The sequence below is a fragment of the Acinetobacter sp. BD54 genome, from assembly GCF_044778325.1.
Classification (GTDB): domain Bacteria; phylum Pseudomonadota; class Gammaproteobacteria; order Pseudomonadales; family Moraxellaceae; genus Acinetobacter; species Acinetobacter baumannii.
Genome location: NZ_JANJEP010000003.1, coordinates 249,766 through 264,933 on the forward strand (window position 1 = coordinate 249,766; position 15,168 = coordinate 264,933).

Consider the following 15,168-nt stretch of genomic DNA (forward strand, 5'->3'; position numbering starts at 1 on the left):
ATTTAAATGCTCATTTTTTGGCTTGTATTTTTTTTAAGAAACTGTAAAATTCACTCCACATCGCCGGCATAGCTCAGTTGGTAGAGCAACTGACTTGTAATCAGTAGGTCCACAGTTCGAATCCGTGTGCCGGCACCATCATTAAACCTCATGAATATTTGATTTATGGGGTTTTTTGTTGTCTGTAGGTTTTGGAATAGACCTTTTGACTGTGCTGCCTTAGGTAGTAAAGAGATTCGTTAATAAGAAATGAAAAAAGCCCAACATCCTGTTGGGCTTTTTTCGTATTTCGTTACTAGGTATACATCCTGTAATACCTCACGTCCTGGTGCTTAAACTTATTATTGTTGTTTTACGTTTTGGAACTTCCTGTTCCTGATGAGTTCATCATAGGCAATTCATGAGGTCATAGAAAGACGTCAATTTCCTGAATGGATGTAGGAAAAAGCGTACATGGTTCTTTTAAATTTAAAACTTGATTTACCCATCATGAAATAAAAAATATGAATTTATAAACAAGTTCTGTTCTTCAATTAAATAAGAAAAAGATATAATGAGTTTATTACTTTATTTCTAAAATAAATTTAAAAACAACAAGGAACGAGATGTCTAATCTACCTTTAAACCTTTTTCAATCTTTAGTGATCATACTTGCATGCCTTATTATCCTTGTAAGTAAAATGCCTCAGCTAAAATTTAGAAAAACCATATTATTTTTAGCTCTTGGCAGTCTTACTTTAATCTGTGCTTTGGCAATATTTGGCTTCTTTAATTAAGCCTTATTTCTTGCTCTTCTCTATCATTTTTTCAAAGTGTTTAAGGTTTGGATTCAGCATGTCCCAAGCATAGGTCTGGCTCACAAAAACCTCCGCTTTAGGATGATAGAGACTTGGGTCATCCAAAGTGCCTGCGCGTATTGAAATCATTTCAGGAACAAGTTCAGGTAAGCCAAAAAGTTGAGAACCACAAGTCGGGCAAAAGGCTCTTTTAATGGGACGACCAGAAGAACCTAATGTCTCAAAATATTTAAGTTCGCCACTTATTTTCAATTCAGATTGATGAAAAAAAGCGATTGGTGCATAGGCCGAACCTGTTGCCTTTTGGCAATCTCGACAATGGCAATTAAAACTATAACGTGGCTCTGCATCGCTTTGATAGCTCACAGCTCCACATAAACATGATCCTTGATATTTAACTGACATGGCTCACCCTATTTTTTTATTGCTGTTATTTGAATATAACGTACATACCCATTTTGATAGAGTTGTTGGCATAACTTTGCAGTCATTTGGATTTTAAAATTTGCCAACCCTCGGTTATGGCTTTGTGCTTGTTGATTTTGAATATACTGTGAAAAACCTAATAATACCTGTTCTGATAAATCTTCGATTTTAATATCTGTAAAACCTTGTTGTTCCAAGGTAGTTCTCAGTATCTCTTCCGTGAGTAAGGCATCCCAAGTGACATCGGCTGCTTTAAGTAAATAACGATGCTTTTGTTCTTGTAGCATGGTCATGTTGTGACATGAGTCGGCACGCATCAAGTAATGAAAACCTAATCGTCCTTTTGAATTTAAAACTGGCGTAACCGAATCTAGAAATGAATTTAAATGACTGTGATAAGCCGCATCGATACATAAAATGGCATCGAAGCGTTGTTTAAATTCAAATTGTTTTAAATTTAAAAATGAACCGCAGAAAATCTGGCTTATTTCAGGAATAAGTTTTTGAATTTTATTAACACATGAAGCTTGTAGTTCAACTGCACTAAGGCTTTTAGGATGATAGTGCTGTAACCAGTGCAATAAACTTGCACCCTGCCCACAACCTAAATCGAGTAAGTGATCTTTTGAATTTAAATTGACAGCTTGTGCCAAATGATCAGCCAATTGGCGACAAGCTTCACGGTAGGTTTGGGTATTTTTCCAAAAACCCAAGTTTGTCCAAGCAAGCTCTTCACTATCCCCCAAACTTGATGCATCAATTGCATATTTATGAGGGATAAATCGAGAAAGAGCTGCTCGAACTTTTGCTTTCACAATTTTAGTAACCGAGTTCAGGGGCAACTTCGACCTTAGGCTTTAATCCCACGAATGGTAAAGGTGCACCCAAAATTTCAGCAATATGCATCGCAGAAGTCACTGCTGACTCTAAAATTGGCAAACCATCACATGACCATGAACCACAGTAGAATACTTTACGGTTTGGTTCTAAGTGACGTTGTTGTAGCTCTTTGTTTAAAGCAATAGTTTGCGAGTCTACAACTGCACGCGTTAAGGTCACTTTTGAAATGACTTTTTTAGGGTCAATATCAACTACTGGACGCCAAGTTTGGAATACAGGATTTTTACCTACTAGTGATGGCTCAACGGCATTCATCCAAACTGTAAACTGCTGACGAGTAAACTTACGGTCCATCATATAGCTCAGCACTGACCAGTCTTTACGGCGTGGTGGCATTACTGTTGCATCTGTATGAATAACCAAGTCGCCTTGTTCAAAGCGGAACTGTTTAAGCAGATTCATATCTTCTGCAAACTGTTCAGGGTTTAAGAACTCTTCAAGTTTAGATGTCGGTGTCGCCACAATAACGCGGTCAAATGTACCTTGGTCACCTTTTTCATTTTCGACCAGTACTTTTCCACCTTGTAGCTCAACTTTTTTAATTGCCGAACCGCTATGGATATCAATGCCTTTAATTAAGCTGTCTACAAATGCAGGTGTACCGCCTTTCATACGCAACAACATGTCACCATCAGTTAAATGACGCAAAAACTCAAGAAGGTTTTTCGCAGGCCAATCACCAATTGTTTTTGGGTTACATGTACAAATCGTATAAAGCACCGGCATAACTACACCATGCCAGAATACTTCTTCAATATCGTTCTGATTAATAAATTCAGCGAGAGTAATATCTTGATTTTTAGATTTAAAGAACTGGTGAATCGCAGTTTTTAATTGCAGCATCCCTTTTACCAGACGCCAGCCATATTGCTGGATACCTTTACGGTTATTGATAATTGGGAAATTACCAATACGGCTACGAGATGTGGTTAACCATGTTTCAGTACGATCTTCAAATAACCAGCTACAAGACATATAGGTACGAACCGGAAAGGTTTTAATGCCTAAGTGTGCAGCAAGGCTGAGTGTATTTTTCCATAGATGCGGGTTCATAACACGCAATGGTGCATCAATAATCCCACCATCGAACTCAATGCTATGACTGTCCATTCCCCGGCCAGGAAGTGCTTCAAATATCGTGATTGTATGTCCTGCATCTTTCAGAATTCTTGCTGCTGCAAGTCCTGCCATTCCACTGCCAATAATTGCGATATCCAAAATGATGTCCCATTTTTCGAGAATTTTTTTGATTATCACTCATACCCTAAAAAAACACCGTATTAAAAACTACCAGATTTTTATTTTTTGCATCAATTTATATAGAAAAATTTTAAAAGATAAGCCCAAAAGTTTTTCATAAAATTTTACAAAAGAGGATGACTGTATAAAAATCTATATTTTTTAAAAATTTAAAAAAATTCTTTTAAATAAAATAAGATAATTTAACTGTATTTATATCATTCGTTTTACAAGTATCATTTTTTGCGGTATCATGGTGGCATAATAATGAGAACTAAATCACACAAAACAATGCCGACACAATAATGATATCCATCATAAAAACAGAAACTTTACAGCGAAAAAGCCCGCTATTCACACTTGATAGCGGGCTTTTTATTACTTTGCTTTTAAAGATCATTAAGCACAACTTAGCAATTTATCCTTCTTGCATGATTGAACCGAATTTTCCACGATTAAAATCGTTAATCGCTTCCATAATCTCGGCTTTGGTATTCATGACAAATGGACCATAACCTTCGATTGGCTCATTCAGTGGTTGGCCAGTCAACACCAAGAATTTAGTGTCTTCTTCAGCATTTAAACTAAACTCAACGCCCTCACGAGATAAAATCGCAACGGTTTTGCCTTCAAGACGGTTTGTATCATTAACCACAACCGCACCCTCTAGCACAACAACAAGGGTAGTATGCCCTTCAGGTACATACAGGGTATGTTTTTGACCTTTTACCAATTTACCGTCCCATACATTTAATGGACTAAATGTAGTTGCTGCACCTTTTGCATCTGCATATTCACCTGCGATCACACGCAAATGACTACCATGCTCGTCTAGTGCAATGTCCGGAATATCTTTAGCTTCAATGGCTTGATATTTTCCAGGGGTCATTTTTGAATGCGAAGGTAAATTTACCCACAATTGCACCATTTCAAAAAGACCGCCATGCTCTGCAAATTCAGGAGAATGGAACTCTTCATGTAACACCCCTGCACCCGCAGTCATCCATTGCACGTCACCGGTTTTAATGGTTCCACCACCACCACTTGAGTCTTTATGAGTCACTTCACCTTGATAGGCAATAGTAACTGTTTCGAAGCCACGGTGAGGATGTGAACCTACACCTTGTTGTTCGGTGGTTGGTGAGAAGTTATATGGCGCTGCATAATCCAGTAACAAAAATGGGCTTAGGGTTTGGCCTAAACGGTCATAAGAGAACAGGTTATATACAGGGAAACCATCACCAACCCAATGCATGTGGTTATTTTGATATGCACCAAGAAATTTCTTCATCTGATCTCTCCTATATATGTAGGATTTTCTTGAACTGAGATTGATTTTACGCCTCAATAATTGCAGTTTATAGATCAGGATTAGCAACACATTATTGCATTTATGGGACAATCATAAATTTTGATGTTTTGTTTAAGAGATCGTCCTATTTTTAAAATTCTTAATCCTATTTTTTAGACTTAATTACGACAACAAACTCATCTAGCATGATTTTAGGCACTGATGACCTACTCAATAATTTTTGATTATTCAATTTGATAACATGAGGACATAAAAAATGGCTCAAGATTATGTACGCTTAGACAAGGATAATGCTGCGGTTCTTTTAGTTGACCATCAAGCAGGTTTACTTTCTTTAGTTCGAGATATCGATCCGGATAAATTTAAAAACAACGTACTTGCTGTTGCAAATGCAGCAAAATACTTCAATCTTCCAACAATTTTAACAACCAGTTTTGAAACTGGTCCAAACGGTCCTTTAGTTCCTGAGTTAAAAGAAATTCACCCAGATGCACCTTTTATTCCACGTCCAGGCCAAATCAATGCGTGGGACAATGAAGATTTCGTAAAAGCGGTTAAAGCAACCGGTAAAAAACAACTGATTATTGCAGGTGTTGTAACTGAAGTGTGTGTGGCTTTCCCTGCACTATCTGCTTTGGCAGAAGGCTTTGAAGTATTCGTGATTACTGATGCTTCTGGTACTTTCAACGAATTAACACGTGATGCAGCTTGGGACCGTATGTCTAAAGCAGGTGCGCAGCTGATGACTTGGTTCGGTATGGCGTGTGAATTACACCGTGACTGGCGTAATGATATTGAAGGTTTGGGTACATTGTTCTCAAATCATATCCCTGACTACCGTAACCTGATTTCAAGTTACAATCACAACACTAGCCAAAAATAAGTTCTACTGCCAAGATTAGAATGCTTAAGCATTCTAATCTTGAATTTAAATGGGTTGAACGGACATTGATAAGCTCTTTTGATGATTTTTATTATTTCTATTTGGTCGTGAAACACGGCGGCTTTAGTGCGGCCAGTGAGGCCGAAAATATTAGTAAATCCAAGCTCAGCCGACGCATTATTGACCTTGAAAATAAATTTAATGTCAGCCTGATTCAAAGAACAACCCGCCATTTTAAAGTGACCGATTTAGGTCAAGAGTTTTACGAGGAATGCTGCAAAGTCATTGCTCAAGTTGAATGTGCTGAGAACGTGTTATTAAAGCAAAAAAGTGAGCCTCAAGGTTTGGTAAAAGTAAGCTGCCCGCCTTTAATGATGCATTTTCAAATTAGAAAAATTTTAAATCAGTTTTTAAAAACCTACCCTAAAGTTGAAATATCTCTTGAGCTAACGAGCCGTCGAGTAGATATCTTGCATGATGACATCGACCTTGCGATTCGAACCAATTTTGAACCGAATGAAGATTCAAATTTGATTGTTCGTGATGTGATTAAAACCGATCACTGTCTGGTGGCTTCGCCTGAATTACTGCAAGGTCGCACCATTAAGCATTATTCCGAATTACAGGACTTTCCAAGTATTAGCTTAGGCACACAAAAGCAAAATTATATTTGGCATTTATGCAATATACGTAATGGTGAATCGGTTGATGTGCCTTATCAACCACGTATTAAAAGTAATGACTTGGCAGGTGTTTACTATGCCGTGATGGACGGTTTAGGTATTGCAGATCTTCCTTTTTTAACCGTTGAATCGGAAATTCGTAAAGGAACACTGGTTCATATTCTTCCTGACTGGAAGTCGAATATTGGCATGCTACAACTGGTTTATGTGTCCCGAAAAGGACAACGTCTGGTAGTCGAAAAACTCATTGAAACCCTCATTGATGAGCTTCGTCGTTTACCCGAAAGCCATGAAGGATATTTGCCGACTTAAATAAAAAAACCGGTCATGAATGGGCATGACCGGTTTTTTTGTGAAACATCACATGCAGTATAACTGCATGTTTTCGTTCAGAACAAAGCGAACTCGCTTTATCCCTTACTCAGATAAGTCTACGCAGAGGTATTTCATTTCGACATATTCTTCGATGCCGAATTTTGAACCTTCACGACCTAGACCTGACTGTTTTACGCCGCCAAACGGAGCAACTTCGTTTGAAATCGCGCCCGTGTTAATGCCGACCATACCGTACTCAAGTGCCTCCCCTACTCGCCATTGACGAGCTGTGCTTTGAGTAAACAAATAAGCAGCTAAACCGAACTCGGTATCGTTCGCCATTGCCACTGCTTCATCTTCGGTTTTAAAGCGGAACAATGGGGCAAGTGGACCAAAAGTTTCTTCTTTAGATACTTTCATGTCTTGCGTTACGCCAGTTAATACAGTTGGTTCAAAGAATGTACCGCCAAGTGCCGAACGTTTACCACCAATACGAACTGTTGCGCCTTTCTCAGTTGCATCTGCAATATGAGACTGAACTTTTGCAACTGCATCTTCATCAATTAAAGGTCCTTGTGTTGAACCTTCTTGACGGCCATCGCCAACTTTAAGCTTAGACACAGCTTCAACCAAACGCTCTGCCAATGCATCGTAAATGCCATCTTGAACATAAATACGGTTAGCGCAGACACAGGTTTGACCGCTGTTACGATATTTACTTGCCATGATGCCCTGAACTGCTTGTTCAAGGTTGGCATCATCAAATACCAGTACCGGTGCGTTACCACCCAGTTCAAGCGAAAGCTTTTTAATGGTTGGCGCACATTGTTGCATCAAGATACGGCCAACTTGCGTTGAACCAGTAAAGCTTAACTTACGAACAATATCGCTTTCGCAAAGGGTTTTACCGACTTCAACTGCATCACCACTAATGTTAATTAAAACATCTGCTGGTAAGCCTGCCTGTAACGCCAATACTTCAAGCGCATAGGCGGTTAACGGCGTTTGCTCTGCCGGTTTAACCAACATTGAACAACCTGCAGCAATGGCTGGACCTGCTTTACGCGTAATCATGGCAGCCGGAAAGTTCCACGGCGTAATTGCAGCTGTAACACCAATCGCTTGTTTAATCACGAGCAGACGTTGGTTTGGCAACGTAGGTGTTAAGACTTCACCATCGATACGACGCGCTTGCTCGGCAAACCAGCGAATGAATGATGCTGCATAACCAATTTCACCACGTGCTTCTGCCAATGGTTTACCTTGCTCAGCTGTTAAGATTTGAGCCAGATTTTCTTTGTGCTCTAGCATGAGGTTGTACCATGCCAATAGCACATCAGCACGCGCCAAGGCAGTTTGCTTTTTCCAAGCAGCCTGCGCTTTTGCTGAACGGTTAATTGCGGCTTCAACTCCTGCACGGTCATAGGTTTTTACCCATGCCAAAGTTTCACCCGTAGCAGCATCCTTCACCTCGATATAGTCATTTGATGCAGGTGCTTCTAATGAAATATCAGGATGTTTTAATAAATACTGCAAATTATTTTGAATCATGCAGATTGCTCCATTGCTTTTGCACTACCTGCTTTTAGTGTCGCAAAACCTTGTTTCAAGATATCAAGACCTTGACGGAATTGCTCAGCAGGAATGGTTAATGGATATAAGAAACGAATTACATTACCGTATTTACCACAAGTAAGAAGTAACAACCCGTTTTCCATTGCATAGTTTTGTACAACTTTTGCTTGTTCAGCAGTCTCCAGTTCTACTGCAACCATTGAACCCAATGCACGAATATCAGTGACCACGTCACCTGTTGCTTGCTGAATATCTTTAAGCGTAGCAACTAACTCAGCGCCTAATTCATTTGCACGGTCGCATAGGTTTTCTTCTTCAATCGCGTCAATCACGGCATGCGCAGCTGCAACTGCAATCGGGCTACCTGCATAAGTACCGCCTAGACCACCCGGGTTTGGTGCATCCATGACTTCTGCACGGCCCACAACACCTGAAATAGGGAAACCACCGCCCAAGCTTTTCGCCATCGTGATGAGGTCTGCTTTAGTTTCGTAATGGTTCATCGCAAATAACTTACCAGTACGTGCAAAACCAGATTGAACTTCATCAGCAACAAGTAAAATACCGTGCTTATCACAAATTGCGCGTAAACGTTTTAAGAACTCGGCTGGCACCACATTGAAACCGCCTTCGCCTTGTACTGGCTCCAGCACAATTGCTGCAACGTCATGTGGTGCAATATCTTCACTAAAAATATCTTCAACGCTTTCAATTGCCGCATCTACTGAAATACCTTTTGCAGGTACTGGGTAACGTGCGTGGAACACACCCGCTGGCATTACACCGAAATCACGTTTGTAAGGCGCAGTTTTACCTGTCATTGCCATGGTCATAAATGAACGGCCGTGGAAACCGTTACCAAACGTGATAATACCGTGACGACCTGTGTAACAACGAGCAATCTTTACTGCATTTTCAACTGCTTCTGCACCTGTTGTGAAAAAAGCTGCCTTCGCAGGACCAGCAATTGGCGCGCGTTCATTAATACGTTCAGCTAAAGCCACATAGCTTTCATAAGGCGTAACTTGATACGCAGTATGAGTAAATTTAGTAAGTTGTTCAGTCACCGCTGCAATGACTTTAGGGTGGCGATGGCCTGTATTTAAAACTGCAATACCACCAGCGAAATCGATAAATTGGTTGCCTTCCTTGTCCCAAATCGTGGCATTTTCAGCTTTTTCCGCATACCACTGACACATCACGCCTACACCACGTGGAGTTGCTTGCTGTTTACGTGCGTTAAGTGCAGAATGTTGAGTATCCATTTGATTCCCTCATATTTTCATCATCAGTTGCAGCTTTGGTTTTTGCATCCTGTGCTTAATTTTCAGGGTGCTTTACAACGACTGCCTATGCATGTAATTTCGCTCGTCTGATGGCAACTGACGAGAGCCACTTTTTAACTGTAGGAGAGAGCCAATTGCGTAGTTTACTTGGAGATCATTTGCTGCAACGGCTCCAACAGGACACTGAAGGGAAACTACATCAACGCCTTTTCCGTTGCCTGCGTGGTGCCATTATTGATGGAGTGATCCAGCCAAAGACTCGTCTACCTGCATCACGCGATTTAGCCAGTGAAATTCATGTTTCAAGAAATACAGTGCTCACTGCCTATGAGCAGCTACAAGCTGAAGGCTACTTAGAAGCCCGTACGGGACACGGCACATGGGTTGCCGAAAAGTTACCAGAGAGTTTTTTAAATACACAAAACAAGAAAAAAGTAGTTTCTAGCCCAAATGTTCAAAGTTCTTACGCCCTCTCACAGCGTGGCTCAAACTTATTAGGCTATGCCGCAGCCTCGCCACATCAATGGGGAGCCTTTGTTCCGGGAGCACCCGATGTTACAGAGTTTCCACATCATATTTTTAGTCGTATTCAAGCACGCTTAAGCCGCGAACCGGATATTAACCGCCTGATTTATAGCAACGCAGGTGGATGCATAGAGCTTCGAAGTGCGTTGGCAGATTACTTACGTGTGGCGCGTTCAGTCCAGTGCGATGCGGACCAAATTATTATTACCGAAGGCATTCACCAAGCCATTGATTTAGTCTCACGCGCACTGAGTGATATGGGAGATAAAGTCTGGATTGAAGATCCCGCTTATTGGGGAATGCGTAATACGTTACGGATTAATGGCCTCGATATTCAGCCCATGCCTGTCGATGCTGAAGGCATTATTCCCGAAGAAAATCCGGCTGTACCGCCGAAACTTATTTTTGTCACACCATCACATCAATATCCGCTTGGCTCACATTTAAGCCTTGATCGTCGCAGACAATTGATTCAAATCGCACGTCAGCACAATAGCTGGATTGTAGAAGATGACTATGACAGTGAGTTCCGTTTCTCGGGCCAGCCTTATCCATCTTTGCAAGGCTTAGAAAATAACGCACCTGTTTTATATATGGGCACGTTTAGTAAAACTATTTATCCATCTTTAAGAATTGGCTATTTGGTCGTCCCTAAGCCGTTATTTTCACCGCTACGTATTGTTGCGGCCGAACTTTATCGTGGTGGGCACTTGCTTGAGCAAAAAGCCCTCGCTGAATTTATTCGTGAAGGCCATTATGAAGCGCATATTCGCCGTATGCGCCTGCTCTATGGTAAACGCCGCGATTACTTGGTGAGCTTAATTCAACGCTATCTTGGCCCCGAATTTATTCATGAATATGATGAAGCAGCAGGGTTACATCTGGTTTTAAAACTACCGAACTCTTGCGATGATGTCGCCATTGCAGCCACAGCACTTGAACGTGGCGTCAAAGTTCGCCCACTTTCACAATACTACATGCAATCACATGCACATGCCGAACGTGGACTGCTGATGGGCTTTGCCTGTGTAAATGAAAAAGATATGGTGATGGCTTTTGGTGTCTTGCTCCAATGCTTACGTGAAGCAGGTGTACCTACGCTAAATTAACTATTCTCTCGTATTAAAACAAACAAAAAGAGCCTCACAGTGAGGCTCTTTTTTATTTAAAAATTTAAACTAACTTTTCTTCATGGCTATGAGTTAAATGGGTTGCACGACGCTCTTTACCCCAACCTAGCTTTTCAGACAACAATCCGAAGAACACAATAATGCCGAACAATGCTGTGGTGTAAATCACTTCTTTAAAATAGGTGCCTTCAATCAACATGGTAAGAATTGCACCAATAATTGCAAAGATCACCACATAGGTTAGGTAAGGGAACATCCACATTTTAAAGTCAATCTTCACGCCTTCAGCTTCTAATTTTTTACGCATACGAAGCTGAGAATAAGCAATGGTCAGGTACACATATAGTGTTGCTGCACCTGTTGTTAGCATGAAGAAGTCATAAACATTCATACTCTCTGTTGCAGTTAAAATTACCGCAATTACAGAGAAGAAGCATGACACAATCACGCCCACCCAAGGACTGCTTTTACTGTTTACAGAACCAAAACTTTTTGGTGCATCACCACGTTTAGACAACGAGAATAGCATCCGTGAACACGTGTAAAGCGCTGAGTTAAAGCAACTACATACCGATGTTAGAACTACAAAATTTACGATATGGCGCGCGCCCGGAATACCAAGTGCAGACAGAGTTACACTATAAGTACCCCAAGTTGAATCTTTTAAAAGTTCATTGTTGTGAGGAATAAGACATACAGCAACAAACATTGAACCAACGTAGAATAAAATAATACGCCAAACCACCGAGTTCGAGGCTTTACGAATTTCTTTAGATGGATTTGCAGACTCTGCCGCTGCTACAGTAACAATTTCAGCGCCAATATAGGCGAACATCACCCCAAGCAAGGCGGTAATCACTGATGAACCACCATTTGGCATAAAGCCTTGAGAGGTTAAGTTACTTATACCAGATGCAGCCGGATTGCCCCAAGGCCATAAATGCATGATGGCTAAACTACCAATCACAAGGAAAACAACAATCGCGATGACTTTGATGAGCGCAAACCAGAACTCGAATTCACCATAGTTCTTGACGTTTTGTAAATTGACAACAACCAGTGCGACAATGACAACGGTCATATAAACCCAGATCGGTATAAACGGGAACCAGTTATTTAAAATTTTTCCTGCTACATAAGCTTCCCAGCCCATGAGCATCGCCAGCGTACACCAGTACAACCAACCAATTGAAAACCCTGCCCAACGGCCAATCGCACGGTCTGCATAAGTTGAAAAAGAGCCACTGTCGGGATTTAAAACGGCCATCTCGCCTAACATACGCATGATGAACCAAACGAGTAGACCACCTAAAGCATAAGTTAGAAAAACTACAGGGCCGGTGTTGTAGATAATACTGCCTGAGCCAACAAAGAGAGAGCCACCAATAACCCCTGCAATCGAGATCATGGTTAAGTGGCGTGATTTAAGTCCATGTTTTAAACTTTGGGAGTGATTGGCTTCAGAACCATTTTGATGAGCTGCCATATCATTTTCCTTAATATATGGAGGATATCGGCTAGTCTCGGAAATCCTCCGAAGCCAAAAAATATCCCCTAAAAATTTAGCCGTTCTGCCCAATTCCTAAAACAGAAAATTCACTGAGCTTATCCGGCGCTTCCGTATGCATACTTCCAATGGCTTTAATTTGTCGTTTCGGCACTCAAGAAACGAGAGCCATTTTTGTAATAAAAGAGAGAGCCAATTGCAAAATTTATACGCAAAATTGGCCCTTTTTATAGAAGATGCTGGTAAATGGCTCTTTGTTTTTATTTTAATCAGATTGAATTTCTTTAGTTTTGCTCAGAAATTAATAACGCCTTTGTGCCTGTTTCCAAAGCTCTAAATATATGTTTTTGATCGGCTGGATAACAAATATAGTCTCCAACACCCAGCTCAACCGCTTCATCAATTAAACCCACTAAAGCTCGCCCTTCCACTACAATAATATGTTCTACAGAACCAACTGGATGTGGTTCTGAAAGTCGATCTTCGCCCGGTTCAACAATCAATAAATAAACATCTCGGCGCGCATGGGGTGGACAGGTCGCCAACAAAATTGCTTTGTAATTGGCAATCTCCGAACTCACCGTTGGCCCCTCGCCACAGCGAATGACTTGCACTTGATTGCTCGGTTCTTCCATCAAACGTGCAAATGGAATATTGAGTGCAACACAAAGTGCCCATAAGGTTTCAATACTTGGATTACCTTGCCCTGCCTCTAATTGAGAAAGTGTAGATTTGGCAACACCTGCACGGCGCGCAACCTCTGCCAATGAAAGCCCTGCTCTTTGGCGTTCACGCGTTAAACCTTTGGCAATAATTTCGATTGGCTGAGACATTCATTCTATCCGTTCTATAAAAAAAACGATCGTTCGTTTTGACAAAACAATCAGACTTATTCATTATAATGGAAAATCGTTCGCTATATCATGCCATGACTACATACGCTCTTATTAGAAAACTTAGTAAAGATACTACTCGCTCGATTTTCTTTGTGTGCTTAGCAACCAGTGTTGTTGGTATGTCCTTAGGTTCACTCGCCGCAAGTTATGGCTTAGCACTTTGGATCCCACTTTGCCTGTCCATATTTGTGCTCGCGGGAACTGCTGAATTTATTTTTATTGGATTCTTGGCGGTAGGTGGTAGCCCGATTGCGGCTGCAATTGCAGGACTACTCGTCAATTTAAGACATCTGCCTTTTGGCATAGCGGTCAACGAACTGATTCGAGGCAAATTCTCTCAATATTTTGGGTCTCATATCATGAACGATGAAAGCGTTTTGTTTGGTATGGCACAGCCTGATTTCGAAACCAAAAAGGCTGCTTACTGGCTATGCGGTATAGGCATCATGCTCAGTTGGCCGCTCGGTGTCACTGCAGGTTATTTTATTGGGAGTGCTATTCCAGACCCTAAAACATTTGGCTTAGATGCGATTTTCCCAGCGATTTTAATTGCACTTACTTTTAATGCTTTAAAGAATAAAACCACTCGAAAAGCTGCATTTGCCGGATCAACTTTAGCGTTGATAACCACACCCTTTTTAGCCGCAGGACTTCCGATTCTGATTTCACTTTTTGGCTTGATATGGGGTAGAAAAAAATGAGTCAACAGTTACTGATTATTGTAGGAATAGCTCTACTCGCACTGGGTACGTACAGTATTCGTTTTGCTGGCTTTCACTTAGGTGCCAAGTTTTCATTTTCTGAAAAATACCAAGTTTTACTCTCAAACGGCGCAACCGTTTTGCTCTGTGCCATTGCTGTGACCACTACATTTTTTGAAGGCCAACATTTCGCGGGTTTCGCACGTATATTTGGGGTGAGTTTGGCACTTTTCTTAGTTTGGAAAAAAGCCCCGCTTTTATTGGTGATTTGCTTGGCAGCTGCGGGCACGGCACTGGTACGTTTACTTGGTATTGAATAATAAAAAAGGCGAGATAAACTCGCCTTTTTTGAAACTTTGATTAGAACGGTAAATCGTCGTCTAAATCAGCTGGTGCAGATGCTGGTTGTTGTGGCGCTTTAGGAGCGAAACCACCACCTTGCGGGCTATTGCCACCATTACCGAAACCGCCTTGGCCACCATAACCACCATTGTTTTGGCCGTAGCCACCACCTTGGTTGTTATTTTGATAGCCGCCACCTTGTTGAGGCGCGTTAAAACGTGGTTGGTTAAAATCATTACCGCCAGCAAAACCTTGTTCGCCTTGTTGACGAGCATCTAACATTTGCATCTGGTCGCCACGGATTTCTGTAGTGTAACGTTCTTGACCATTTTGGTCTGTCCACTGACGTGTACGTAATGAACCTTCGATATAAACCTTAGAACCTTTACGTAAAAACTGCTGAGCAATTTCCCCTAAACGGTTATGCAAAACAATACGGTGCCATTCTGTTTGTTCTTTACGTTCACCTGTATTTTTATCGGTCCAAACTTCACTTGTTGCGATAGAAAACTGGGTCAACGAGCCCCCATTTGGAAAAGTTTTTGTTTCAGGATCACGACCCAAAGTACCAACCAAAATAACCTTATTTACACCACGCATTAGCTGTCTTCATCCTATACATTTCTATGTTTTACTTTATAAGAGTTATGC

General features: G+C 41.1%; 14 protein-coding genes and 1 tRNA gene. 6 read left to right on the forward strand and 9 right to left on the reverse strand.

Annotated features, from left to right (window positions below; genetic code table 11):
* Positions 1-62 precede the first annotated feature (62 nt).
* Positions 63-138, forward strand: a tRNA-Thr gene (locus tag NQ782_RS06445).
* 641 nt (positions 139-779) lie between these two features.
* Here the strand turns inward: NQ782_RS06445 and NQ782_RS06450 are convergent.
* The 4 genes from NQ782_RS06450 to NQ782_RS06465 form a co-directional block, all read right to left on the reverse strand.
* Positions 780-1,202 carry a GFA family protein gene (locus NQ782_RS06450; protein WP_000114353.1) on the reverse strand — a complete coding sequence of 141 codons (423 nt, stop codon included), beginning with the start codon at positions 1,200-1,202 and terminating at the stop codon, positions 780-782.
* A gap of 8 nt (positions 1,203-1,210) precedes the next feature.
* On the reverse strand, positions 1,211-2,038 hold the full coding sequence (locus NQ782_RS06455) for a cyclopropane-fatty-acyl-phospholipid synthase family protein (protein ID WP_057094485.1): 828 nt from the start codon (positions 2,036-2,038) through the stop codon (positions 1,211-1,213).
* Between the two features lie 4 nt (positions 2,039-2,042).
* Positions 2,043-3,341: an NAD(P)/FAD-dependent oxidoreductase gene (locus NQ782_RS06460; protein WP_057094492.1), complete on the reverse strand. Its 1,299-nt coding sequence runs from the start codon at positions 3,339-3,341 to the stop codon at positions 2,043-2,045.
* Between the two features lie 439 nt (positions 3,342-3,780).
* Positions 3,781-4,653 carry a pirin family protein gene (locus NQ782_RS06465; RefSeq protein WP_000713965.1) on the reverse strand — a complete coding sequence of 291 codons (873 nt, stop codon included), beginning with the start codon at positions 4,651-4,653 and terminating at the stop codon, positions 3,781-3,783.
* A gap of 277 nt (positions 4,654-4,930) precedes the next feature.
* Here NQ782_RS06465 and ycaC point away from each other — a divergent pair, with 277 nt between their 5' ends.
* Both ycaC and NQ782_RS06475 read left to right on the forward strand, forming a co-directional pair.
* On the forward strand, positions 4,931-5,557 hold the full coding sequence (gene ycaC, locus NQ782_RS06470; RefSeq protein WP_000046156.1) for an isochorismate family cysteine hydrolase YcaC: 627 nt from the start codon (positions 4,931-4,933) through the stop codon (positions 5,555-5,557).
* 20 nt (positions 5,558-5,577) lie between these two features.
* Positions 5,578-6,552 carry a LysR substrate-binding domain-containing protein gene (locus NQ782_RS06475; RefSeq protein WP_000912182.1) on the forward strand — a complete coding sequence of 325 codons (975 nt, stop codon included), beginning with the start codon at positions 5,578-5,580 and terminating at the stop codon, positions 6,550-6,552.
* A gap of 105 nt (positions 6,553-6,657) precedes the next feature.
* Here NQ782_RS06475 and NQ782_RS06480 read toward each other — a convergent pair whose 3' ends face one another.
* Positions 6,658-8,106: an NAD-dependent succinate-semialdehyde dehydrogenase gene (locus NQ782_RS06480; protein WP_057094294.1), complete on the reverse strand. Its 1,449-nt coding sequence runs from the start codon at positions 8,104-8,106 to the stop codon at positions 6,658-6,660.
* A complete protein-coding gene (gene gabT, locus NQ782_RS06485) occupies positions 8,103-9,395 on the reverse strand; it encodes a 4-aminobutyrate--2-oxoglutarate transaminase (protein ID WP_000380899.1) in 1,293 nt (430 codons plus the stop codon). Before gabT ends, NQ782_RS06480 begins: the two co-directional genes overlap by 4 nt.
* A 155-nt stretch (positions 9,396-9,550) precedes the next feature.
* Here gabT and NQ782_RS06490 point away from each other — a divergent pair, with 155 nt between their 5' ends.
* On the forward strand, positions 9,551-11,050 hold the full coding sequence (locus NQ782_RS06490; RefSeq protein ID WP_001257169.1) for a PLP-dependent aminotransferase family protein: 1,500 nt from the start codon (positions 9,551-9,553) through the stop codon (positions 11,048-11,050).
* A gap of 64 nt (positions 11,051-11,114) precedes the next feature.
* Here NQ782_RS06490 and NQ782_RS06495 read toward each other — a convergent pair whose 3' ends face one another.
* Positions 11,115-12,557 carry an amino acid permease gene (locus NQ782_RS06495; protein ID WP_000718865.1) on the reverse strand — a complete coding sequence of 481 codons (1,443 nt, stop codon included), beginning with the start codon at positions 12,555-12,557 and terminating at the stop codon, positions 11,115-11,117.
* Positions 12,558-12,862: 305 nt separating this feature from the next.
* Positions 12,863-13,411, reverse strand: coding sequence for a helix-turn-helix domain-containing protein (locus NQ782_RS06500; protein WP_000081861.1), 549 nt, complete (start codon positions 13,409-13,411; stop codon positions 12,863-12,865).
* Positions 13,412-13,479: 68 nt separating this feature from the next.
* Between NQ782_RS06500 and NQ782_RS06505 the strand changes: the two genes are divergently transcribed.
* Positions 13,480-14,175 (forward strand): AzlC family ABC transporter permease, encoded by a 696-nt coding sequence (locus tag NQ782_RS06505; RefSeq protein ID WP_057094296.1) that lies wholly within the window; start codon positions 13,480-13,482, stop codon positions 14,173-14,175.
* Complete coding sequence (locus NQ782_RS06510) at positions 14,172-14,495, forward strand: AzlD domain-containing protein (RefSeq protein ID WP_000082715.1); 324 nt, start codon at positions 14,172-14,174, stop codon at positions 14,493-14,495. Before NQ782_RS06505 ends, NQ782_RS06510 begins: the two co-directional genes overlap by 4 nt.
* Before the next feature lie 40 nt (positions 14,496-14,535).
* Here the strand turns inward: NQ782_RS06510 and ssb are convergent, their stop codons facing one another.
* Positions 14,536-15,117 carry a single-stranded DNA-binding protein gene (gene ssb, locus NQ782_RS06515; RefSeq protein ID WP_001215080.1) on the reverse strand — a complete coding sequence of 194 codons (582 nt, stop codon included), beginning with the start codon at positions 15,115-15,117 and terminating at the stop codon, positions 14,536-14,538.
* Positions 15,118-15,168 lie beyond the last annotated feature (51 nt).

Bases quoted from the DNA above. Each gene is read 5' to 3' on its own strand.
- gabT (WP_000380899.1), bottom strand. From the start codon at position 9,395: ATGGATACTCAACATTCTGCACTTAACGCACGTAAACAGCAAGCAACT.
- NQ782_RS06510 (WP_000082715.1), top strand. From the start codon at position 14,172: ATGAGTCAACAGTTACTGATTATTGTAGGAATAGCTCTACTCGCACTG.
- NQ782_RS06500 (WP_000081861.1), bottom strand. From the start codon at position 13,411: ATGTCTCAGCCAATCGAAATTATTGCCAAAGGTTTAACGCGTGAACGC.
- NQ782_RS06465 (WP_000713965.1), bottom strand. From the start codon at position 4,653: ATGAAGAAATTTCTTGGTGCATATCAAAATAACCACATGCATTGGGTT.
- ycaC (WP_000046156.1), top strand. From the start codon at position 4,931: ATGGCTCAAGATTATGTACGCTTAGACAAGGATAATGCTGCGGTTCTT.
- NQ782_RS06495 (WP_000718865.1), bottom strand. From the start codon at position 12,557: ATGGCAGCTCATCAAAATGGTTCTGAAGCCAATCACTCCCAAAGTTTA.
- NQ782_RS06505 (WP_057094296.1), top strand. From the start codon at position 13,480: ATGGAAAATCGTTCGCTATATCATGCCATGACTACATACGCTCTTATT.
- NQ782_RS06475 (WP_000912182.1), top strand. From the start codon at position 5,578: ATGCTTAAGCATTCTAATCTTGAATTTAAATGGGTTGAACGGACATTG.
- ssb (WP_001215080.1), bottom strand. From the start codon at position 15,117: ATGCGTGGTGTAAATAAGGTTATTTTGGTTGGTACTTTGGGTCGTGAT.
- NQ782_RS06450 (WP_000114353.1), bottom strand. From the start codon at position 1,202: ATGTCAGTTAAATATCAAGGATCATGTTTATGTGGAGCTGTGAGCTAT.
- NQ782_RS06480 (WP_057094294.1), bottom strand. From the start codon at position 8,106: ATGATTCAAAATAATTTGCAGTATTTATTAAAACATCCTGATATTTCA.